This is a genomic window from Candidatus Glomeribacter gigasporarum BEG34 (genome assembly GCF_000227585.1).
In the GTDB taxonomy this organism is placed as follows: Bacteria; Pseudomonadota; Gammaproteobacteria; order Burkholderiales; family Burkholderiaceae; genus Glomeribacter; species Glomeribacter gigasporarum_B.
This window is the reverse complement of record NZ_CAFB01000035.1, coordinates 20,390-43,187: the sequence shown is the minus strand read 5'-3', so window position 1 is coordinate 43,187 and position 22,798 is coordinate 20,390. Positions and strand designations below refer to the sequence as shown.

Sequence of the window (22,798 nt, the reverse complement as noted above, 5' to 3'; positions counted from 1 at the left end):
TCAGTGCCTCCAACTTAAAAATTTTATCACGCGTCCATAATTTCCCGAAGCCGCGCCGCCAGCCCCTGCATGCGCATCGTCCGGGCTTCAATGGCCTGGGCGAATACGTCGGGCGCGCCGAGAATCGTGATGGACTGCCGCGCGCGGGTGATCGCGGTATAGACGAGTTCGCGCGTGAGCGGGCGCGCGGTCAAATCCTCCGGCGCATTTGCGGCGGGCAGTACAAAGGCAATCCGTTCGAATTCCGTCCCTTGTGATTTGTGGACCGTCAACGCAAACGCCGTTTCATGCGGCGGCAATATCATGGGCGAAAAGGCGCGCGCGCCGCCGTCCGGCGTTTGAAAAAACACCCGCATGCCATCCCGGGCCGGGAGCGCAATGCCCGTATCTCCATTAAACAGTCCAAGTGCATAATCGTTGCGCGCAATCATCACTGGCCGGCCCGCAAACCAGAGTTCATCAGAAGCCATTCCGGACCCGTGTACATGTATGCGCACATGCGCGGCGAGCATGGCATTGAGCGCATCGACGCCGCGCGGGCCAAAGCGCACCGCGGCGAGCGCCCGATAGCGGTTAAGCGCATCGAAGAGCGGCGCGGGATCGGGCGTTGAGGAAGCGCCGCGCACCGTATCCGCCAATGCAGCGATATACGGCTCAAAACCGGCGGCAAGATATTCCAGCGCGGATATGGACAGGTTCTGAATATCATCGATCCAGAAAAGCGAGGCTCCATCGGTCTGTCCCGGCCGTATCGCGGTTGTGTCATACGGCAGCGTTGCGAGCGCATCCCGCGCGCGTCCGTCGCATACCGCCTGCGCGAGTTGTCCAATAACGCTGTCAGAGCCGAAACGGTAATTGCGGGTCAATACCGTGATACATGGATGTAAATCCTCTATGCACGCGGCCGGCGCAGCCAGTTCGGCAAATACGGCGCCAGCGTTGACCGCTGCAAGCTGATTTGGATCCCCAAGCAGAATGAGCCGCGACTGCGGCGCAAGCGCGCCGAGCAGTTGCGCTGCGAGCGCGCTATCGAGCATCGACGCTTCATCGACAATGACCCAGTCATACGGCAGCATCGCGTGCGCCCTGAGCAGCCGGTGCAGCGTGAATGCTTGTTGAGGCAAGCGTTTCGCCAGCGCAGCGGGCAGACGGGCCGCGTGCGCCGCCAGCGCGTCCAGCATCCGCTGCGCCGCCTTGCCGGTCGGCGCGGCGAGCGCAACGCGCAGCGCGGGCGTGTGCGCCAGCGCCTCTGCCAGCATCTTCATCACGGCGGTGGTTTTGCCAGTGCCCGGCCCGCCGCTGATCATCGTTAAACGGCGAGCGCGCGCAAGCGCGGCAATGCCGTGCGCGATGCGGCGCTCGAAAGCGTAATAGCGCGCCAGATACAGCCGGCCATCCGCATCGAGCACCAGCGGACGCAGTTCAGCGTCGTCATCACGGCCGTCACACACGAGCGCGCTCTCCAGAAGCGCCGCGCGCAGGCCAGCGAGCGTTGTAAATTCGCCGCCGAGCAGCTTTTCCACCCAGATACAGAGGTCGCCGCGCGCCTGTGCGCGTATCAGTTGCTGCGCGGCGCGCATGCACGCGCGCCGCGCGGCGGCCGGCGCGCCGAGCTGGCACGCGAGCAGGCCAAATTGTTGCGCAAACTGGTTTGCGGCAATGTCCAGCCCGTTGTCTGTTGCTGTATTCATCCGCTCATCAAACGGTCGAGCGCCTCCATCAGCGCCGGCGCGGGCGTATCCAAATGCACGCCCGCGCAACGGCCGCGCGCGCGCCAGGCGGGACGGATTCCGCGCACAAAAAGCGTGAATGCGCCGCCGAAATGGCGCGCGTAGTTGTAGTTCGGTACATGTAGACGCAAATAACGGTGCACCGCCAGCGTATAGAGCAGCGTTTGCAGATGATAGGCATGCGCGGCGATTTCAGCGCCGAGCTGCGCGGGCGCGTAACAGGCGGCGGTCCCGCCAAGATCATTTGATTTCCAGTCGATGATCCAGAAGCGTCCAGCGTGTTGGAATACCCGGTCAATCGCGCCGCACAGATAGCCAGCCAGTGTCTCGGCGGTGAGCGAGAGTTCGGGATAGCCATAGCTGCCTAGCAGCGCGCGCAACGCAGACAGGTCGAGCGACGCCACTGGAAAAATAAATTCAAGCTCGGAAAGCTGGCACGCGGATTCAACGGCGTTCAGCCTCAATCCGGGAATCAGTTCGGACGCGGCCACATCATTCAGCATCGCCATCATCATGGCGCTCAAACGATCATCATCATTCCGGCGCGCCAATTCGGGATACTCGCGCAGCGTGCGCTCAATCGCCGCGGGCCAGTCGCACGGCGTTGACAGATCCGCATATTCAAATAAACGGTGCAGGCATTGGCCGGCGTATGCGCCGCGCGGGAAGCGAAGAATATTGTCTTCAGAGAATGGTTTTGAAGCGGAGATCACGGCATCGCTGGTTGCAGCGCTGAGGATACGGTCAGGAGGCGGCGTGGTGAGCGCGGTAAAACTTGCGATTCGCCAATCCTCCTGAAGATAACGCTGCGCTGCGCGCGCGCGCCATGCGGTCGTGTTTGCCAGGCCGGACGATGCGCGCGAGCAGTGTTGGGATGGCGCAGTCGCCATCGGTAAAGGCTCAACCGCCAGCGATTCGCCGGCAAGCCGCTGCCAGCATGCCGCAATTTCCTCCGGCTGAGGCGGTTTGGCGAACCAATCTGCGAAATCGCGCCCCGCGCCGGCCACCAGCCAATTCAACACGCTGCTGCACGATTGTTTGACTGAGGGCGTTGACCCGCTGGTATACGGTCCGGCGACCAAGGTACAGTGATAAACCGCGCGCGTGAGCGCGACATAAATCAGACGCGCGCGCTCCGCCGCCTGTTCAATGCGAACGGTGTAATCGCGCTGTGAAGCGCGCTCTTTTTCATCTTCGCCGGGCGCGTAGTGAAACACGGCATGCCCATCTTCATCATGATATTCATGGGCATGATGTAAACCGCCGAACGATGCGACGCGCAGATCGCCATCGCCCAGAAAAGGACAAAAAACGACCGCGTATTCCAGTCCTTTTGCAATATGCACAGTGGCAATACGTACCAGCGCGCGGTCGGATTCGAGCCGCAACCGCAATTCTTCCGGCGCTGGGCCGGTGCGCTGCGCTGCGCGCTGGACGCTGAACCAGCGCAGCGTTGCCGCGATACTCAAGGCGTGCGCGGCATAGGTCTGAATCTGTTCGGCAAGATGATTCAGATTGGTCAAGCGCCGTTCGCCAAAAGGTTGCGCGGCGAGCCGCTGCGCAATGCGCTGCTCGTGCAGGAGGATGCGCCAGAGCGCGGCAAAACCGCGCCTTTGCCAGAGGGTGCGGTAGCGGATGAAAGATTCGGCCCAGTGCGACATATCGGAAGAAAGCGCGTTGCCGCGGCGGGACTGGGCCAGCGCATGCGCATCGGCCTCAAACCAATCGGTGACGAGCGCTGCGCGCAGGCAGGCGGTGTCATGCGGCGCGGCGATGGCATGCAGAACGCGTTCGAACGCTTCGGCGTCTTCCGTCTCAAAAATCGAGGTCTGCGCGAGTTCGACGCTGCCGATGCCCCATTCGGACAAAATGTGTTTCATCACGCTGCCTTGCGCGCGCGTTTGCACCAGCACCGCAATATCGCCCGGCGCGAGCTTTGTTGCGCCGATGCGCGCCGATTCGAGCAGCCGGACGATTTCCTCCGCGCACGCCCGCGCCGCGGCTCGGTGCGCGGCGTGTTTATTCATCAAGGCCTTCCCATCCGGGAGCATCCACACGCGGCAGGGTTTCAAATCCGCTGCGCGGGCGCTCGGGCAGTGAAACGGCGGGCGTTCGCGTCCGTTTGCAGCCACCGGCGCGTAATGCAGTCCGTTGAGGATAAAAGCGTTGCGGTGAACGCTGAAAATCCGGTTGCAGGCGTCGATCAACGCAGCGCAAGCGCGCTGATTCACCGCGAGCGTTGCATGCCCGCTGGCTGCGCGGCGCGCACGGAGATAAGTGTGCAGATCGGCGGCGCGGAAACTGTAGATGGCCTGTTTGGGGTCGCCCACCAGAAAGAGCGGGCCGCGCGGCGCAAAGATGCGCTGGAAGATGTCGAACTGGAGCGGGTCGGTGTCCTGGAATTCGTCGATCAGCGCGGCGCCGTAGCGCGCCTGCAAGACTCGCGCCAACGCGGGCTGCGTGTTCAATGCGCGCGCCAGATGGGTCAGCAAATCCTGATAAGAGGCGATACAGCGGCTTCGCTTGAGTTCAAGCAGCGCGCGGGCGCCCCAGTCCAGCCAGTCGCGCGCCAGGCTCTGCCATTTCAGCCGATGCGCGCGCTCGATGCCGGCATGCGCCTCCAGCAAGCGGTCGGCGCACGTGAAAAAAGCATGTTCAGGCGCGCATCCGCCTTTATTCAACGATTGTTTAAGCCGCGTTGCGCACAACAGTTGGGCCTTGCTATCCGGCGCGCGCGAAGCGACACAGGGAACATCGACTGCAAAACGCTCTAGATCGAAATAATGATTCCAGGCATCAAATGCAGCTTCAATGGAATCTGTCCTGTAGACGTTCTTTCTTAAACCCGGCAATGCGCGCTGGAGACGGTGCGCAATCCCCTCCCGTTCAGCGCGCCAGAGCGCGCGGGCGGATTCAAACAGCGGGGGCAGCGCTGACGCCTCGAATCCGGCGTTATCGCCTATCCGCGCTGTCTTTTCTCCGCAGATCAGGCGCGCGAGCGGCTTGCGCGAGCGGCGCGCCAGCAGCGCGGCAAGCGCCGCCGGTTGCGCATGGTGTTGAATCAGCCAGGCGGTGAATCCAGCATCGGCGGCCGCCGCCGGATCGACCTGCGCGCGCCAGAATGTCATCGCGCATTCAAGCCGCAGCGTTTCATCGTCTTCCTGAATCTCAAATTCCGGCGGATGCGCGCTGGCAAACGGTGCATCCAGAAGCGCGCGCTGGCAAAAGCCATGAATGGTGTAAATCGCCGCCTGATCAAAATGATAGAGTGCGCGTTCGAGCCGCAACTGCGCCTGCTGGCATTGCGGCGCGCCGTCCGCAAGCCAGCGGCGCGCCAGCGGGTCCTCGGAGTTTTCGCTGTGCGCGATGGCGTGCGCCAAATCATGGATGCGCGCGCGAATCCGTTCGCGCAGCTCGGCGGCCGCCGCTCTGGTAAAGGTGACGACCAGAATGCGTCCGACATCGAGTTTTTTTTCAAGCAGCAGACGTAGATAGAGGGCGCAGAGGGTCCAGGTTTTGCCAGTGCCCGCAGACGCTTCAATCAACTGGACGCCGTCGAGGGGGTGATTTAAAAGATCAAAAGCCAAGCGCATTTAATTTGAGACAAGGAAGCAGCCGCGAAGACAGTATACGAATACGGCGAGCTTTGAAGCCGCCGTATCAGATGAAATGCGCTTGGCTATATTTATGAAATGACTTCTAAATATTCAATCAGCGGCGTCAATACCGTGCGCGCCAGCGCGCTGAAATGCGCATCGAGCGCGGCGGATAGCCGCTCGCCGCGCAGAGCAATACGCAGCCAGGCGTCATTGGCTTCGCCTTTCTTTTTGACATCGCCGTTCCAGGCGCGCCGCGCCGCGGCTTCGCCCTGATGGACCAAGGCCCATGCGCTGATTGGAAAGAAACGCAGCGGCGCGCATTGTCCAAAACCGTACAGCGCCGCCAGTTCAGCCAGATGCGCGCGCGCTCGCCCGCGCTGCACAGGCTTGAACGCAAATTCATCTGGATGACCGAGCCAGATCGTGCGCGGCGCCTCTTTCGCGCCTGCGCGCGCACACATCACTAAATGACATAGCCAGGCGCTTAAATAATCGCGCGCGCCAGCGGGCGCATAGCGATAGAGGATAAGGCGGTCGTGCGCGGCCGTCTGCAACAAGCCTGCTATCTGGATGGGCGTTTGGGCGCGGACGGCATTGCATTCGGGCTGCGCGAGCGCAGCGGGCCAAGCGGGCGTGAGTTCGAGCGTAAATAGGCGCGGCGTAGGCGATTGCCAGCCCGCGCTGCGAATGCGCGCGGCCAGGTCGGTCAATGCTTCGAATTCAGAGGCGCACAGCGCGGCGCCAAGCGCGCCATTCGGCAGTTCGGGGCTTGCCCGCGCGATACTGCGCGCGCGTTCGGCGCAAGCGTTGAACGCCGCGCTGGAGCATTTCGCTCTAGCGTGCGCATCGCCGGCGAGCAGGAGCGGTAATACGCGATTTGCCAGCGCGCGTCGGCAAGCAGGATCGAGGGTAAACGGTTCAAGGTCGAGAAATGCACACGGCGTTTTGGCAAGCCGGATGCCTAGACGCTCGCACAGCAGCGCGCGCGCCGGATGCCGCCAGAAACGCTCAAATGCGCTGAATTCAATGACCGGATCGTTGCCATTTTCTAGGGGCGGCAGCGGACGGCTCAACAATGGCGCGGATGCGCGCGCCGGGCGGACGTTGAGCGCCGCGGCGATTTCAGCGCAATCCGGGTTGTAGGTGAATAAATGCGAAGACTTTGACGAGCGCGGTTCAGCGTTTGAAAAATACTCAGCGGAAAACGGGTGCAATGGATGTTCGACGATAAAGCGTTTACGCGCGTTGGCAATCGCCGTCCGGGAGCGATGGCCGGAAGCGCTCGCTAAGGCTTCGCCTAAATGATCGAGCAGTTCATCGACGGGGGCGGCGGGCGGCAGCGGCGCGTTGTCGCGCAGATGTCGTCCGGTATACGCAATCAGCAGCCGCTCGCGCGCGGCCAGAATCAGGTCGAGAAATAGATTGCGCTCTTCTTGCCGCCGCTGCCGGTCGCCGGCGCGGGGGAGTGCAGCGCTCAGATCGAATTCATCGGGGTGATGGCGGCCCGGCAGCGCGCCGTCGTCCATTCCAAGCAGGCAGACGACCCGGTAAGGGAGGCCGCGCAGACTGGCGGGCGCGCAAAAAGTCACGCCGCCGGTGGGAACGCCGCCGCGCGCGGGTTCTTCGAGCGCCAGCATCAATGCGCTGCGTACCACGGCCGCGGGTAGAAGCGCATCGGCGGCGCCCTCCTGCATCGCTTCAAATAGCCGATTTAACGCCGCCCGCACTTCAATCATCGCTTCAGCGTCCTGAGCGTGCGCGGGAAAGAAATGTTCAAGCGCACCGAGCAGCCGGGTTTGCCATTCGGCAGCGGGCGCGGCTTGCGCGCAGAGCTGCGCAACATTGTCCAGGTTGTCGATCAGGCAAGACAGGCGCCCTAACCATTCGAGTTCTTCAGGATTGACAACGGCGGAGGCGGGCAATACGCCGGCAACCGGCGCAGCGCCCTCAGGCAGGGCATAGCCTAAATAGAGCCTCATTAGGGCTTTTTTCAGCGGCTGGCACGGCGTCGCCTCTATTTCACTGTGCAGCGCGCCTGCAGCGCTGCACCAGCGTTCGATTGCCTCCAGCGCACATTCTTCAAGGCCATAACGCACGGCGATCCCATCGATCCTGAGCCATTCCATCAGATTGGCCCACGTGATGCGCTGGTCCAGCAAAGACAACAGGCAGCGCAACATGTGGATCGCCGGATGGGCGCGCGCTGCGGGCAGGCCAGTGATGCGGTAAGGAATCCGGCGCGCGCCGCGCGTTGCGCCAAAAACCGCGTCGATTAAAGGCGCGGCGGCGGCAAGATTGGGAATGACGACCAGCGCGTCTGAAGGCGAAGGCGGCGCAGTGTCAGCATCGTTGGCATTGAACAACGCGAGCAGACGATCATGCAAGACTTCAAGCTGGCGCGTGAGGCTATGGCAAATATGGATTTCAATACATGCGGGAGCCTCTACCGTCGGCGCTTTGGGCAACGCGCGGCCGTCGAGCCAGGCATTCTGCAATGCGGCCAGCCACGTGGACGCGGGGTTTTCGATAGGGCGCGAGACTTCGACCGTCTCTACGGTATCGGCGAGTGTCTGGAGTTGTGTTAAATGCGTTTGGGTCTGCTGTCCCCATTCGGTCAGCAGAACGTTACCGACTTCGGCATGGTCGGCTTGGCCGTGCAGCGCGAGATCGGCCCGTTGTGCGGCGCTGACCCAATCCCCCCAGTACTGGCGGCATGGATTAAGGGTATAGAGCCGGATATCGATCCAGCGCGCGAATTCGCGCAGCAGGGCAAGATGAAGCGGCGCAATCGCAGGCAATGCGAACACATGCAGCCGCTCTGGCCATTGCGCGCGCGCAATGGTTGCGGCGTCGAGCGCAGCGGCGCGGGAGAGAAAGGGAAACAGGCCAGGCGCTGTGTCCTTAGGCGCGGCGCATTCAGCGCAGAGTTGCCGCCACAGTTGCATTTGCCATTGTTCATCGTCCCAGTGCATGGCATCGGCGCGCTCCAGAGTCAGAATGGACTGTCCGCGCTGCCAGGCGTCGAGCCAGTCGGGACGATAGAGCAAATAACGGTCAAAGAGCCGCGCAATGCGTTGCGCGAGCGCGTAACGCATCGCCTCATCCGCATCGCGCAGCCAGCCGGAAAGCCGCGGCATATGGGCCCACGCCCGCGCCTTAAGCAAACGGTAACAGCGCCAGACGAGCCGTTCAGACACAAATGCGTTTGAAGCGGACAGATTCATGACCTGTCCAATCTGCTTCCAGAGCCATTGCGCAAGATAACTGAACTGAATATTGGCGCAAATGCCAAAGCGCGCTGCAATCTCCAGTTCGAGCCGGCGCTGGATGGCCGCGCTCGGCGCGATGATGGACAGGGCGCGCCAGGGGCTGCCATCGGATGCAGACTCAGCGAGCGCGTCCAGTAAGGCCTCGGTCAGCGCTTCATAGCGGTTTGAGTCGAACAGGGTCAGCATTTAGGCGACATCCAGCCGGTAACCGAGTGCATAAATCGTTTTGAGGCGCGCGTCTGAACCCCGTCCGAGATAGAGCTTCTTGCGTAGTTTATAGATATGCTGCTCCAGCGTGCGGCTTACGATGTGCTCATCTCTGCCCCAAATCGCTTTGGCGATTTGCTGGCGGCTGAAAAATTGTCCGGGACAGGAAAAGAACAGCCAGGCGATTGCGAATTCACGCGCGGTGAGCTGGATCGTCTGGCCCTTCAGACAGACGGTATGGTTGCACTTGCTCAAGGCATAGCCGCTCACTTCGAGCAGCGCATTGATACGTTGCGTCTGCCTCGGGTGCAACAGCATATATGCGCGCATATTAAGCTCGTGCGAACACATCGGGTCAAATACCACATCATCCGCACCCGCGCAGAAGCTTTCTTTCAGGGTATCTGGATCCAGAAATTGCCTGACCACAATGATTGGCGCGCGGCAATCCGAATAGCATTCACGCCAGATACTCACAGGGTGGCGCGCTGTGAAATGACAATGTGCGGCGTCAATGACAATCAAGTTGAATAATTGACGGGGAAATTCCCGAATCAGAGTCTGATCTTCAATAAAGCACTGGCAATAAGCATTTTCACCGGTGAATGCATCACATACTTGTTTGAACAGATACGTATCTTTTGTTAACACAGCAACTTTCATCATCCTCTCCTAGCGTTGAGTTTTCGATCCACGCAGTCATCGTCTACGTGGCGCTCTTAAGCTTGACTAAACAGCCAGGAGAAATTTTTTGAGAATTCGATGCGTTTAAAAGAAGATTTCTGTTACTAATTGTGACAAAAATGCATTTGAAGTGCCTCGACTGTCACTGGTCATCGCCCGACGCAGGCCTACGGGCGCGCAGAAAGAATCGTAAATAGGTTCTAAGTCCGCACAGAACCAAGGCTGACCTTGAGCGCCAAAAAAATACGGATTCTTGGGAATCAAACTGGAAAATAGACGGTACAGACTGAAGATCAAGGGCTGCCGTGATTGTCGGGTTCCAGGTGGCAACAACAGCGACCATCCGCACAAAAAATATTTTTGTAGAATCAAAAACAACCATTGAGGGTGGGCCCCCCGGGAGTCGAACCCGGCACCAACGGATTATGCATACCCGCTACGGCTTTCGCCGCCCCTTTCGGGTTTGGGGTCTGGACTGTCTCTTGTCTTGACGACCTGCCCGTACAGTCTCTACACGTTCCCTTTTAAAGGGCTTCGCTCGGGATTACCACGGAGTCGAACCAGAGGTTTCCCCGAATTTGAGCAGTTCTACCTGTGTGCAGCATCAAACGAACGGATGGCTCGCACATTCAGGCAACCCTTATCACAACGCTCCATTGCATTTGACTGAACGACTATGCTTTAGGAAGTTATTTGCCAAGTCCGCTGCTCTAACCATACATGAGCTAGAGGCCCTCTTTAAGCGCCTGTTCAAGATTTATGATATAGAGATCACCAAGGAAAAAAACCGCAACTTTACACTGCCTTTGTATGTTTTGAATACGTGCAAAAACGAGCGTCAGCCAAGACTTGATCTGACAGACTACAATGAACGCATTTTTAACAGGAAACGCGCAGGATCGACGGCATTGATCAGCTCCGCCTCAATCGGCATGGGTTCACGCTCAATCGCGCAGGCAATCAACTCGCCTGCCAGCGCTGCCCAGATCAGTCCGCGCGAGCCGTAAGCAAATGCGCCGTATAAACCAGGCTGGCGATGCAAACCGGATAGATGCGCTTTGTCGGAAGCATGGCGGTGGAGGTCTGGCTGGCGTTCATCGGCGAGCGCCCCAATCAACGGCAGCCGGTCGCGGGCAATGCAGCGGAAGCCGACCGCACCGGTGAGCGATGCTAAATCAATATCCACCGGAGTATCAGGGAACAGTCGGTGCAGCCGGCTCAGATTTTCCATATGGCTCAACGCGCGAGGCAAGGGATCATCGTCGAAATCGTAGCTCGCGCCGATCATCAATTTTTGATCCGGTAGAGGGACTGCATATCCGCCGCCGATCACGGGCAGCGCGAGCGGCAATTGCGCAATGCGGGGCGCAATCGTTAGCTGACCGCGCACTGCGCGGGCGGAGGCATCGCGTAATCCTCCAAGCCGGGCGGTGTGATGCGCCGCCGCAATAATCACAACCGGCGCACAGGCAATGACCAAGCCATGCTGATCTACCGCATGCCAATGATCTGCCTCCCGGACCAGCCGCGCCACGGGCCTCATCCAGTGCGCGGTCAGCGCCTGTCCCGCCGCCTCCAACTGTGCGCGGCATAACAAGACCGGGTCGCACCGGCCGCCCGCAGGAAAAAAGAATCCGCCCGATGCAGGTCGGACGCCCGCCAGCGTTTTTGCTTCGGCACGCGAAACACAGCGGACATAATCTTTGGGTAAATCGACCGAAACATGCGCTAGATCATTGTCTTCGGATTCCCTCAAGTGCAGCAAACCATTTGCCCGCTCACTGAACGCTTGAAGAGGCGAGGCGCAAGACGTGCGGCTGGCAAGCGCTTGCCAGTTGCGCAACGCATACAGAAATCCCGCGCGCGTGAGGCGTGATTTCACCCCCTCCTGCTTTGTGATCAATGGATGAAACAGGCCGGCAGTATGGCCGGAAGTCTCGCGAGCGGGCTGCGCGCGGCGCTCAATCAATGTGATCTGCCAGCCGCGAGCCGCGAGCCGTTCGACGACCGCGCAACCGGCAAGCCCCGCGCCAATCACGATCGCATGCCGTTGCGGCGCTGCCACAGAGAGGCGCGCATGATTTTCCTCTGCCCGCGAATACGATATAAAGCGTCCAACGGTCATTTCCCGTTTGCCGCCATAACCCGTGGCCCGTCTCACCTCAAAGCCTGCGTCAGTCAGACCGCGACGAACCGCGCTCGCGCTGGTATAGGTCGCCAATGTCGCGTTGCGCGCCGCAAGCCGGGCCAGCGATTTGAATGTCGCCGCGCTCCACATCTCCGGATTTTTTACCGGAGCGAAACCATCCAGATAAAACGCATCTGCGCATGCGCTTAATGCCGGCGGTTGTTCAGCAATATCGCCGAATGCAAGCGTCAGTATCACGCCGCCCTGTTCAAATTCAATCCGGTGCAAGCCAGGCGCGAGGACAGGCCAATGGGCAAGCAATTGATTCGCGAGCGGCGCGATATCCGGATGTGCGATGCGAGGCAACAGCGCAGCTAAATCCGCGCGCGTGAAAGGATGCTTCTCAATGGAGACAAAATGGAGCCGGTTGCAGCGCGCCGGATCGTTGCGCCACAGCGCCCAGGTGCTGATAAAGTTCAGGCCCAGGCCGAACCCCGTCTCGACAATCGTAAACACGCGCCGGGCGCGCCAGCGTTCCGGCAGACCGTTACCGTTCAGGAAGACATGGCGCGTCTGCCCAAAACAACCCGCTGCGCTATGGTATACATCGCCAAACTTCAATGAATACAGAACGCCATCGCTACGTATGGCAAATTTGGCTGGCTCGATTAAGGGCGTCATGATCGGGCGCTCACCGTGTGAGCAAACGCCGCACTGGCGCGGGCAAACCATATTGATGGAGTTCGCATAGCGGCGTCCACGCCTGTTCTTGACCCGCCAAACAGTTGCCCGCATAAGCGCAGGCGGGCAGCGTGGCCAGCCGTGGCTCAATCCTCAGCTGAAAATGCGTGAAGGTATGCGTCACGGCGGCGAGCCTCGTAAATGGGCCGAATGCGCCAAAACGCGCCGCGCAGGCAAGCAGTTCCGCCTCGTTAGACGCTTCGGGCAAGCTCCACAAGCCGCCCCAAATTCCCTTGGGGGCACGCCGTTCAAGCAGCACAGCATTTCCGGAGCGCAGCACCAGCATGAAGGCGCGCCGCACAGGCTTCGCTTTTTTAGGCCGCGCCTGCGGAAGTTCATGCGTGCGGCCGGTTGCAAACGCAACACACTCCTCTTGAAACGGACACCGCGCGCAGTCTGGGCGCGCGCGCCTGCACACAAGCGCGCCTAAGTCCATCAGGCCCTGCGTATATGCGCGCATGGTTTTTAGATTTTCTTCCTGATTGGCCACAAGCGCGGGCAGCAGCGATTCAGCCAGCGTCCACAAGGCGTTTTCGATGCGCGGCGCGCCGGGAAATCCTTCAATCCCGAATATGCGCGTCAGCACGCGCTTGACATTGCCGTCCAGAATCGGCTGAGGCGCGCCATACGCACACGCGGCAATCGCGGACGCTGTTGAGCGGCCAACGCCAGGCAATGTGATCAGCATCTCCACATCGCGCGGAAAAATGCCGCCGTATTCACGCATGACGCGCTGCGCGCAACGCTGCAGATGACGGGCGCGCGCGTAGTATCCCAGCCCGCTCCAGCGCGCCATCACCTCATCCAGCGGTGCATCCGCCAGCGTCTTTACATCAGGAAAACGCGCCAGAAACCGGTGGTAATACTGAATCACGCTCGCCACCTGCGTTTGCTGCAGCATGATTTCGGCGAGCCAGATGCGGTAAGGATCGTGCGTGTTCTGCCAAGGCAGATCGTGACGGCCATGTAGCCGTTGCCAGGCAACTAGACGCGGAGCGAATCCTGATTTGGAGAGCATTCAATATGATAGATGGGTGTCAGTCTTCCCGCGGGTTTTTTCCGGAAAACCAAATCCCAAATCCCGTGACCGCGCTGTCTGCCGCGCGCCTCAAACTTTGTGACAGGCCGGTATGCGGGGCGCGGCGTGTAACCAGGCGCGGTATTTTCAAGCGAGGGTTGCGCGCTGAGCACCGCGAGCATGTGCTCGGCATAGTCCTGCCAATCGGTCGCGCAGTGCAGATAAGCGCCAGGCGCAAGCCGCGCGGCAAGCCGCGCAACGAAAGCTGGCTGAATCAGGCGGCGTTTATGATGCCGCGCCTTGGGCCACGGATCGGGAAAAAAAATATGCGCGCCATCCAGGCTCCCGTCCTCGATCATCTGTTCGATGACCTGCACGGCATCGTGCGCAATGATGCGGATATTGTTCAGTGCATGGGCATCGATCCGCTGCAATAAGGCGCCGATCCCCGGCGTATGCACTTCGATTCCCAAAAAATCGACATGCGGCCAGCGCCGCGCTATCTCGGCGGTTGTCTCCCCCATGCCAAATCCAATTTCCAGCACGCGTGGCGCTTCGCGCCCGAAATGCGCGCGCCAGTCAAACGGGGCAAGGCGCGCGGACGCGCTTTTTGCGCCGTGCGGCTCTGGATGGAAAGGCGTTACAAAACGTGGCGCGAGCGTTTCAAGCGCACGCCGCTGAGCGTTCGACAGACGTCCGGCGCGCGTGACAAAGCTGCGCACGCGGCGGATTTGAATTTTCGTGGATAACGCGGGTTGGAGACCATATGAAGCATTTTTCATTTCTTTCTGTATTTTTTTGGGTATAAATCTTATTAAAGAAATAGTAAATCTATTTTTTGCATTAAATTTTTTAAATTAATGGTTTAAATATCGCTTTAAAAGTTGACTAATGGCGACTCTGCGTATTGCAGAATTTCCGTTATGCCAACAGCCAAAGAAAAATCCGATTTTTCAGCGCGTTTAAGATTCGCTCTGAGAAAAAGCGCTCAAACCATTAAAGGCGCTACAGATTTGGCGCGCCTTTTTAATTTAAAATACCGCTCCAACCGTAGCATCACCGTCCAGACGGCACATAAATGGCTGTCTGGTCGAGCGATTCCAACCGCGGACAAAATTGAAATACTGGCTGAATGGCTGGGCGTCAACCCGCACTGGCTGCATTATGGGCCGCCTCCGGAACCCATACAGTCTAAATTGGAAAATACTCAACGCGCACAACTCAAATATTCCCCTTCACCTGAGACGCTGTTACTCGCCACACAGATTGAGGCGCTGCCAGATCATCAACGCTATCTCGTCGTAGAACTGGTGACCCACTTCTATGGCAAGTCACCCGAATGACTGATAAAAAAGCGCCCGCTCACCATGCTCCAGAGCATTTTTCAGTGAGAGGGCACAAAGAGTGAGCGCATCGTTGCGCAGTGCAGGCCGCTGAAAAATGCTCTGGTTGACGAAGCGGTGCGCTTTGCCTACTATCTCATCATTTTTGTGCCGTCCGACGGAATCTGCCCTCAATGCGACTGTGTTTGATCGCGCTCTTAGCGCCTTTACTGTCTGCGTGCGTAACTTCTCCAGTTTCAACAGCGCAGCGCTCCGGAACCCATCCTGTCCGTTTTGCTCCATCCGCTTCTTCCTACCCTCCGCTTTCTCCCGTGTTGGCAAACGCGCAAAAGCCCTTTGGGCTGACCCGCGCCCAGCGGCTGGAAGCGCAATTTCTGAATCAGGACGATCAGGAGAGCGCAGGCGATTTATGGTCTCGCATCCGCGGCGGTTTCCAGATGCCCGATCTGGAAAATGATCTGGTTCAGAAGTGGCTGTCCCGGTATGCCTCACATCCAGATGACGTCGCGCGCATGACCGAGCACTCCAAACGCTATCTGTTTCACATCGTTGAAGCGCTTGAAGCGCGTCAAATGCCAGCCGAACTGGCGTTGCTGCCTTTTATCGAGTCCGCCTATGATCCGCGCGCCTTATCGGTGGCAAAGGCCGCCGGCATCTGGCAATTTGTGCCCGCCACAGGTCGCGAATATGCGCTTGCGCAGAATCTGTTCCGCGATGAACGCCGTGATGTGCTTGCGTCAACCGATGCCGCGCTCGATTATTTATCGAAGTTATATGAAATGTTCGGCGACTGGCACTTTGCGCTGGCCGCATACGATTGGGGCATGGGCAATGTGCAGCGCGCTATTAAAAGGAATCAGCGCGCGGGTCTGCCCGCAGATTACGCAAGCCTGAGAATGCCGAATGAAACGCGCGATTACGTGCCTAAATTGCAGGCCATTAAAAGGATTGTGTTCAATCCCCGGCAATATCGCGTTGAACTCGCGGACATTCCCAATCGCCCATATTTTTCCACGGTGACGGTCACGCGCGATATGGATGTTCAGGTGGCGGCGCAACTGGCGGGCTTGTCTCTTAATGAATTTCGCGCGCTCAATCCCTCATTCTCAAAGCCGGTGATCGTAGGCGCCGCGCAGCCGAAGATTCTGCTGCCGTTTGAAAATGCGCAGCAATTTGAAGCGGCGTTGCAGAGTTACGATGGCGCATTGTCAAGCTGGACGACGCATACCGTCGCAAAACGTATGCGCCCGTCCGAGCTGGCCGCAAAAATGCACGTTGATCCGGTCACGCTGATTTCGGTGAATAAAATCCCATCCGGCCGGTGGATCAAACCAGGTTCAACTTTGCTTGTTCCCAGGGATCAGGAAGGTGAAGATATCAGCGCTGACATTGCCGAGAATGCACAGCTTGTGTTTGAACCGATAATCTCGAATGCGAATATGCAGCGCCGCGTGATTCGCGTCCAGCGGCCCCAGTCGACCGCGGCCTTTGCAAAGCTCTATCATGTCTCTCTGGCCCAGTTGCGCAGATGGAACCGGCAGCTCCGTTCGCAACTTGCGCTGGGACAGAGAATCGTGTTGTATGTGCGCGCGCATCCAACAGCGGTAAGCCGTGTACATGCGAAATAAACGATGCCGCCGTCTTGCCCGCCCGCGCTGCTTGCACTCGCCAACGGCGCGGTTTTTTATGGCGATTCCGTCGGCGCATCCGGTTCTACCGTCGGCGAAGTGGTTTTTAACACGGCGCTGACCGGCTATCAGGAAATATTGACAGATCCCAGTTATGCGCGTCAGATTGTGACATTGACCGCGCCTCATATTGGCAATACCGGCGTCAACGAAGAAGACATCGAATCATCGCACATTCAGGCGGCTGGACTGGTCGTCCGCGATATGCCGGCGGTGCCGTCGAATTTCCGGATGCGGCAAACGCTCGCAGAATATCTGCGCACTCAGCGCATTGTGGCGATTGCTGGCATCGATACGCGCCGCTTGACGCGCATGCTGCGCACGCAAGGCGCGCAAAACGGCTGCATTGTGACGGGCGAAGACGCTGTAGCCCGCGTCGATCAAGCCATCGAGCGCGCGCAGAAGGCAGCGGCAATGCAGGGCAGCGAATTAATCCATATGGTTTCAACCGCTGCGCCTTATCCGTGGACGCAAATGGAATGGCGGGCGGGCAAGGGTTATGGGGACTCTAGTGCGCTAGAGCATTTTTCAGTGAGATTGCCCAAGGAGCGAGCGCGAAGACAGTATGGGGATCGATGCGGGCGGAGCAGGTTCCGTCGCGCGCAGCGCGATGGATGCGACCCCGCAGCGATCCCGAATACCGAAAACGCAGAAGCGACACAGGGCAAACCGCTGAAAAATGCTCTAGAGACATCGGCATGTCATATCGTTGCACTGGATTACGGGATTAAATTCAATACATTGCGCATGCTCGCGCAACGCGGCTGCCGCGTGACCGTACTGCCCGCGGTTGCTACGGCTGCCGATGTACTGGCGCACGCGCCCGACGGCATTTTCTTGTCGAATGGCCCCGGCGACCCGCAATCCTGCACGCAGGCGATTTGCATTGTACGCGAATTCATTGACCGCGCGCTGCCGGTTTTTGGCTTGTGTCTGGGATATCAACTGATTGCGCTGGCGCTCGGCGCGCGCACGGTCAAAATGAAAACCGGCCATCATGGCGCGAATCATCCGGTGCGCGATCTGGAGTCCGGACGGGTTTTGATGACTTCACAAAATCACGGCTTCGCAGTCGATGCTAGAACGCTGCCCTCCAACGCGCGGGTGACGCATCGTTCATTATTCGACGGTTCTGTGCAGGGCTTTGAGTTGACTGACCGGCCTGTCTTTGGTTTTCAGGGACATCCTGAAGCATCGCCGGGGCCGCACGACGCGGCGACTCTATTCGACCGTTTTTTGGCGCTGTTTTAAAGCTTATTCACGATTCTTGCTGCACGCCGTGCTCTATCCTTTCCTCACATGCCAAAACGCGCTGACCTGCATCGCATTTTGATCATCGGCGCCGGCCCGATCATCATCGGGCAAGGCTGCGAATTTGATTATTCCGGAACGCAGGCGTGCCGTGCGCTGGTTCAAGAAGGGTATCGGGTCATTCTCGTCAACAGTAATCCGGCGACGATCATGACCGATCCCGACACCGCGCATGTGACATATATCGAGCCGGTGACTTGGGAAACGCTGGAGCGCATCATCGCCAAGGAGCGGCCAGATGCAATTCTGCCGACGATGGGCGGGCAAACAGCGCTGAATTGTGCGCTCGAACTGCACCGGCAAGGCATCCTGGACCGATACGCCGTTGAGTTGATCGGCGCTTCGCCTCAAGCGATTGATGCGGCTGAAGACCGGCAGAAATTCAAGCAGGCCATGACCCGTATCGGTTTGACATCGGCATTGTCGGGCCTCGCGCATTCGCTGGAAGAAGCGCTCGCGGTGCAGGCTGACATTGCGCAAATGGCCGCGTACGCGGGCGGCGGCGGGTATCCGGTCGTCATCCGGCCTTCGTTTACGCTCGGCGGTTCGGGCGGCGGCATTGCCTATAACCGCGAAGAATTTGAAGAGATCTGCAAACGCGGACTCGATTTATCGCCGACGCATGAATTGCTGATTGAAGAATCGCTGCTCGGCTGGAAGGAGTTTGAATTAGAAGTCGTGCGCGATGCGCGTGACAACTGCATGATCGTGTGCTCAATCGAAAATCTGGACCCGATGGGCATTCATACCGGCGATTCGATTACCGTAGCACCTGCGCAAACGCTGACCGATAAGGAATACCAGCGCATGCGCAATGCCGCGTGCGCCGTATTGCGCGAGATTGGCGTTGAATCGGGTGGATCGAATGTGCAGTTTGCAGTGAATCCGCGCGATGGGCGCATGGTCGTCATTGAAATGAACCCGCGCGTCTCGCGCTCATCGGCGCTGGCGTCCAAAGCGACCGGATTCCCCATCGCCAAAATCGCAGCAAAGCTCGCCGTCGGCTATACGCTCGACGAGCTGCATAACGAGATGATCCATTTAGAGGCCGATTCGTTTAGACGCGGTATTCCGGCCTCATTCGAGCCGGCCATCGATTATGTGGTCACCAAAATGCCGCGTTTTGCGTTCGAGAAGTTCCGAGACGCCGATCTGCATCTCACCACGCAGATGAAATCGGTCGGCGAAGTGATGGCGATTGGCCGCACCTTTCAGGAATCGTTTCAAAAGGCGCTGCGCGGACTGGAAGTCGGCGTTGACGGACTCGATTCAAAATCGCTTAACCCCGATGAAATCGGCAAGGAAATCAGTGCGCCTGGCCCGCACCGTATCTGGTTTGTGGCCGATGCGTTCCGAATCGGACTCACGCGCGCGCACATTCATGCTGAGACAGGCATCGACCCGTGGTTCCTGGCGCAGATCGAGCAGATCGTGCAGCAAGAACAGGCATTGCAGGAATGCGCCCTTGAGGAATTGTCTGCGGATGGATTGCGGCGCCTGAAGCGCAGCGGTTTTTCCGACCGCCGCCTGGCGCGCTTAATGCACACGACGCCCGCTGCGGTACGCGCGCGCCGCTGGCAATTGAACGTGCGGCCGGTGTATAAGCGCGTCGATACCTGCGCGGCTGAATTTGCGGTGCACACGGCGTATCTGTATTCGACCTACGAGGAAGAATGCGAAGCGCAGCCGAGCAGCCGCAAGAAAATCGTCGTGCTCGGCGGCGGCCCGAACCGCATCGGGCAAGGCATCGAATTCGATTATTGCTGCGTGCATGCGGCGGCGGCGCTGGCGGAGGACGGCTATGAAATGATTATGGTCAACTGTAATCCCGAAACGGTATCGACCGATTACGACCGTTCCGACCGGCTGTATTTTGAGCCGCTGACGCTTGAAGACGTGCTCGAAATTGTCGACAAGGAACGGCCGCAGGGCGTGATCGTCCAATACGGCGGACAAACGCCGCTGGCGCTGGCGCTTGATCTGGAAGCAGCGGGCGTTCCGATTATTGGCACATCGCCCGCGTCGATTGATCGGGCCGAAGACCGTGAGCGTTTCCGGCAACTGTTGCAGCAACTCGATTTGCGCCAGCCGCCGAACCGCATCGTGCGCTCACACGAGCAGGCTTTTGCGCAGGCGGAAGAAATCGGCTATCCGCTCGTTGTTCGTCCTTCTTACGTACTCGGTGGACGGGCAATGGAGATTGTGTACGCGCCGCAAGACCTGGAGCGTTATTTGCATGAAGCGGCACGCGTATCCAACGATGCGCCCGTGCTGCTCGACCATTTTTTAAATGATGCGATTGAATGCGATGTCGATTGCGTCTGCGATGGCAAGCAGGTATGGATTGGCGGCGTGATGGAGCACATCGAACAGGCGGGCATCCATTCGGGCGATTCGGCGTGTTCGCTGCCCGCGCATTCGCTCCCGGCGGAGACCGTTGCTGAATTGAAGCGGCAAACTACCGCGCTGGCGAAGGCGCTGAATGTTGTTGGGTTGATGAACGTCCAGTTTGCAATTCAGCGGCGGCTCAACGCTGCAGGCACGCATGAAGACGAAATCTACGTACTGGAAGTCAATCCGCGTGCATCGCGCACGATTCCGTATGTTTCAAAAGCGATTGGCCAGCCACTCGCCAAAATTGCCGCGCGCTGCATGGTGGGACAAACGCTGAAGCAGCAGGGCGTTAAGCGCGAAATTGAACCGCCGTATTTCAGCGTGAAGGCAGCGATATTTCCTTTTGCCAAATTTCCCGGCGTGGATCCAATGCTTGGCCCTGAGATGCGCTCGACCGGCGAAGTCATGGGAATCGGCCAAACATTTGGAGAGGCGCTCTTTAAGTCTCAGTTGGCAGCCGGAATGCGTCTGCCCGCATCAGGCACGGTATTATTAACCGTCAGGGATCGGGATAAACCGATGGCGGTCGAACTCGCGCGCCAGTTGCACCAGCTCGGCTATCCGCTGGTCGCAACCAAAGGAACGGCGGCAGCGCTTGCACAAGCCGGCATTCCGGTCAAGGCGATCAATAAAGTCAAGGAAGGGCGTCCGCATATTGTGGACATGTTAAAAAATGGTGAAATTGCATTGATGTTCACCACCGTCGATGAAAGCCGCGCGGCAATCGCTGATTCGCGCTTGATTCGCACGACTGCGCAGGCGCACAATCTCACCTATTACACGAATATGTCTTCGGCCTGGGCAGCGCTCGAAGGATTGCGCGACTTGCAAAATCTGGAAGTCTATGATTTGCAGGGACTGCACGCCCGCCTGAATTAGAGCATTTTTCGGCGGTTCATATGCGCAGCGATGCGCCTGCCGTCTGGCTCTTACGAACTTTTCAACGTTATTGAGTCACTTATGGCTACATTCCCGATGACCAAGCGCGGCACCAAGCTGCTAAAAGATAAATTACATTGGCTGAAAACCGTTGAACGTCCGGCAGTGATTCAGTCGATTGCGGAGGCGCGCGCGCAGGGCGATTTATCTGAAAACGCAGACTATGACGCGGCTAAAGAAAAACAAGGCTTTATCGAAGCGCACATCTCCGATCTTGAAGCAAAACTGTCTGCTGCGCAGATTATTGAACCGACGAGCGTAGAAGCGGATGGACGGGTTGTATTTGGCGCAACAGTCGACCTTGAAGACCTCAAATCCGGAGAATGCAAAACGTATCAGATTGTGGGCGATGACGAAGCCGATCTCGACCAGGACTTGATTTCCATCAGCTCGCCGATTGCACAGGCGCTGATCGGGAAATATGAAGGCGATGTTGCCGCTTTTCATACGCCAGGCGGCATGCGTGAAGTAGAAATTGTCCGTATTCGATATATCTGAGTTTTTGGTTTGAGTCAGGCATCTACAGTAGAATGACTATTTTTTGTCCGGGGCGTAGCGCAGTCTGGTAGCGCATCTGCTTTGGGAGCAGAGGGTCGCATGTTCGAATCATGTCGCCCCGACCCGTGTTTATAAGGGTTTCAGGATTTTTGAAGGGGCACTGCTGAATACTTTTATTGAGCAGTGCTGAATACTCCCTATCCAATTTGAGCGATTTGTACAGGTTCAACCCATTCGATTTCTACGTTTTCTAAGTACCGGGCAGTCATTTTTGGGTCAGTATGACCCGCTAGTTTTTGTGGGTCTTTACCCTGCCGTTTGGCATCGGTGAGTGATTTTCTACGCAAGTCATGAAAGTGCATATTTCGGAGAAAAGCCGTATCCAATGTCATATCCCTCTTTTTACATTCCTCTTCATAGCGTGTACACGCGCGAGCCACCGCCCGTTTCCACGCAGTTTGAGCGCCAAAATAGGTATAAGGATGCCCTTTGATGGTATGAATAACGGTTATGCCTTTAACATTTCCGAAATGGCGGGCACGCTCTAGAATATTCTGCAATTGCGAAGTCATTTTCACCGGCACTATAACGCCGGTACTTTTAGCTGTTTTCCGTGGCTTAAATAGGACACCCTCCTCGCTCACATCACTCCACTTAAGCGCGAGTAAATCACCGATACGCTGACCAGTCACAACGGCCAGATCAATCAGGCAAACAATCATTCGCCCGCTAGGCGTCGGCTTATCGTCATTACCCCACAATGCGGCAGCACGCACGCGAGCCAATTCCTCATCTGTAATGTACCTCTGCCGTTTCGGTTCAGGCACGCCATGTATATCACGGCAAGGGTTGTCATCCCGCAGCCCTTTACGGACTGCAAAGCTAAAAACGAGGGATAGGAGCGCTTTATACTTGTTGGCGGCATTCGGTTTATCAATAAAGTTATCATCGACAAAAGCGGCGATGTGCATTGGGCGAACGTGCTCTATGTCAAATTCCGCAAATGCTTTAGAAGCGATGTCGGTCATGCGGATATATTCTTTCCGTGTTTTTAATGCGTATTTGGAAAGCGCTTCGTTCTTCCATCGTTCGAGTAGCTTGACCATCGTGCCGACGGGCGCGTCAACCTCGGCGATCAGGTCTGCATATCGTTTCAGCGCTTGCGCATATAGCTCGTCTTCGGTTTTCCCTTCGACGCCTCGCACCCGGCCTAACCGAATCGCCTTATTGCGCCGGAATCCAATTGGCT

The 22,798-nt window shown here is 58.2% G+C and carries 13 protein-coding genes and 1 tRNA gene; 6 read left to right on the top strand and 8 right to left on the bottom strand.

Annotated features, from left to right (window positions below; all coding sequences use genetic code 11):
- Nucleotides 1-26: 26 nt before the first annotated feature.
- The 7 genes from recD to trmB all read right to left on the bottom strand — a co-directional run bounded on the left by recD (nucleotide 27) and on the right by trmB (nucleotide 14,158).
- Complete coding sequence (gene recD, locus CAGGBEG34_RS01490) at nucleotides 27-1,691, bottom strand: exodeoxyribonuclease V subunit alpha (protein ID WP_006682132.1); 1,665 nt, start codon at nucleotides 1,689-1,691, stop codon at nucleotides 27-29.
- On the bottom strand, nucleotides 1,688-5,323 hold the full coding sequence (gene recB / locus CAGGBEG34_RS01485) for an exodeoxyribonuclease V subunit beta (protein WP_006682131.1): 3,636 nt from the start codon (nucleotides 5,321-5,323) through the stop codon (nucleotides 1,688-1,690). The genes recD and recB overlap by 4 nt, the downstream gene beginning before the upstream one ends.
- Nucleotides 5,324-5,415: 92 nt before the next feature.
- A complete protein-coding gene (recC, locus tag CAGGBEG34_RS01480) occupies nucleotides 5,416-8,784 on the bottom strand; it encodes an exodeoxyribonuclease V subunit gamma (RefSeq protein ID WP_006682130.1) in 3,369 nt (1,122 codons plus the stop codon).
- The gene (locus CAGGBEG34_RS01475) at nucleotides 8,785-9,468 is read right to left on the bottom strand and encodes a winged helix-turn-helix transcriptional regulator (RefSeq protein WP_042687603.1); all 684 of its coding nucleotides are present in this window, start codon (nucleotides 9,466-9,468) and stop codon (nucleotides 8,785-8,787) included.
- 883 nt (nucleotides 9,469-10,351) lie between these two features.
- A complete protein-coding gene (mnmC, locus tag CAGGBEG34_RS01470) occupies nucleotides 10,352-12,298 on the bottom strand; it encodes a bifunctional tRNA (5-methylaminomethyl-2-thiouridine)(34)-methyltransferase MnmC2/FAD-dependent 5-carboxymethylaminomethyl-2-thiouridine(34) oxidoreductase MnmC1 (protein ID WP_006682129.1) in 1,947 nt (648 codons plus the stop codon).
- A 10-nt stretch (nucleotides 12,299-12,308) separates the two neighbouring features.
- Nucleotides 12,309-13,376: an A/G-specific adenine glycosylase gene (mutY, locus tag CAGGBEG34_RS01465; protein ID WP_006682128.1), complete on the bottom strand. Its 1,068-nt coding sequence runs from the start codon at nucleotides 13,374-13,376 to the stop codon at nucleotides 12,309-12,311.
- Complete coding sequence (gene trmB / locus CAGGBEG34_RS01460) at nucleotides 13,343-14,158, bottom strand: tRNA (guanosine(46)-N7)-methyltransferase TrmB (RefSeq protein ID WP_006682127.1); 816 nt, start codon at nucleotides 14,156-14,158, stop codon at nucleotides 13,343-13,345. The genes mutY and trmB overlap by 34 nt, the downstream gene beginning before the upstream one ends.
- Before the next feature lie 141 nt (nucleotides 14,159-14,299).
- Here trmB and CAGGBEG34_RS01455 point away from each other — a divergent pair, with 141 nt between their 5' ends.
- From CAGGBEG34_RS01455 to CAGGBEG34_RS01430, 6 genes are all read left to right on the top strand, one after another.
- Nucleotides 14,300-14,719: a transcriptional regulator gene (locus tag CAGGBEG34_RS01455; protein ID WP_006682126.1), complete on the top strand. Its 420-nt coding sequence runs from the start codon at nucleotides 14,300-14,302 to the stop codon at nucleotides 14,717-14,719.
- Between the two features lie 173 nt (nucleotides 14,720-14,892).
- Nucleotides 14,893-16,347: a transglycosylase SLT domain-containing protein gene (locus tag CAGGBEG34_RS01450; RefSeq protein WP_006682125.1), complete on the top strand. Its 1,455-nt coding sequence runs from the start codon at nucleotides 14,893-14,895 to the stop codon at nucleotides 16,345-16,347.
- A gap of 3 nt (nucleotides 16,348-16,350) precedes the next feature.
- Nucleotides 16,351-17,658: a carbamoyl phosphate synthase small subunit gene (locus tag CAGGBEG34_RS01445; RefSeq protein ID WP_006682124.1), complete on the top strand. Its 1,308-nt coding sequence runs from the start codon at nucleotides 16,351-16,353 to the stop codon at nucleotides 17,656-17,658.
- A 48-nt stretch (nucleotides 17,659-17,706) separates the two neighbouring features.
- The gene (gene carB, locus CAGGBEG34_RS01440; RefSeq protein WP_006682123.1) at nucleotides 17,707-20,991 is read left to right on the top strand and encodes a carbamoyl-phosphate synthase large subunit; all 3,285 of its coding nucleotides are present in this window, start codon (nucleotides 17,707-17,709) and stop codon (nucleotides 20,989-20,991) included.
- 81 nt (nucleotides 20,992-21,072) lie between these two features.
- On the top strand, nucleotides 21,073-21,549 hold the full coding sequence (gene greA, locus CAGGBEG34_RS01435) for a transcription elongation factor GreA (RefSeq protein WP_006682122.1): 477 nt from the start codon (nucleotides 21,073-21,075) through the stop codon (nucleotides 21,547-21,549).
- Nucleotides 21,550-21,597: 48 nt separating this feature from the next.
- Nucleotides 21,598-21,671: transfer RNA gene (locus CAGGBEG34_RS01430), tRNA-Pro, on the top strand.
- 75 nt (nucleotides 21,672-21,746) lie between these two features.
- Here the strand turns inward: CAGGBEG34_RS01430 and CAGGBEG34_RS01425 are convergent.
- Nucleotides 21,747-22,754: a tyrosine-type recombinase/integrase gene (locus CAGGBEG34_RS01425; RefSeq protein ID WP_238984929.1), complete on the bottom strand. Its 1,008-nt coding sequence runs from the start codon at nucleotides 22,752-22,754 to the stop codon at nucleotides 21,747-21,749.
- Nucleotides 22,755-22,798: the final 44 nt, after the last annotated feature.

Bases quoted from the DNA above. Each gene is read 5' to 3' on its own strand.
- recD (WP_006682132.1), bottom strand. From the start codon at position 1,691: ATGAATACAGCAACAGACAACGGGCTGGACATTGCCGCAAACCAGTTT.
- recB (WP_006682131.1), bottom strand. From the start codon at position 5,323: ATGCGCTTGGCTTTTGATCTTTTAAATCACCCCCTCGACGGCGTCCAG.
- recC (WP_006682130.1), bottom strand. From the start codon at position 8,784: ATGCTGACCCTGTTCGACTCAAACCGCTATGAAGCGCTGACCGAGGCC.
- CAGGBEG34_RS01475 (WP_042687603.1), bottom strand. From the start codon at position 9,468: ATGAAAGTTGCTGTGTTAACAAAAGATACGTATCTGTTCAAACAAGTA.
- mnmC (WP_006682129.1), bottom strand. From the start codon at position 12,298: ATGACGCCCTTAATCGAGCCAGCCAAATTTGCCATACGTAGCGATGGC.
- mutY (WP_006682128.1), bottom strand. From the start codon at position 13,376: ATGCTCTCCAAATCAGGATTCGCTCCGCGTCTAGTTGCCTGGCAACGG.
- trmB (WP_006682127.1), bottom strand. From the start codon at position 14,158: ATGAAAAATGCTTCATATGGTCTCCAACCCGCGTTATCCACGAAAATT.
- CAGGBEG34_RS01455 (WP_006682126.1), top strand. From the start codon at position 14,300: ATGCCAACAGCCAAAGAAAAATCCGATTTTTCAGCGCGTTTAAGATTC.
- CAGGBEG34_RS01450 (WP_006682125.1), top strand. From the start codon at position 14,893: ATGCGACTGTGTTTGATCGCGCTCTTAGCGCCTTTACTGTCTGCGTGC.
- CAGGBEG34_RS01445 (WP_006682124.1), top strand. From the start codon at position 16,351: ATGCCGCCGTCTTGCCCGCCCGCGCTGCTTGCACTCGCCAACGGCGCG.
- carB (WP_006682123.1), top strand. From the start codon at position 17,707: ATGCCAAAACGCGCTGACCTGCATCGCATTTTGATCATCGGCGCCGGC.
- greA (WP_006682122.1), top strand. From the start codon at position 21,073: ATGGCTACATTCCCGATGACCAAGCGCGGCACCAAGCTGCTAAAAGAT.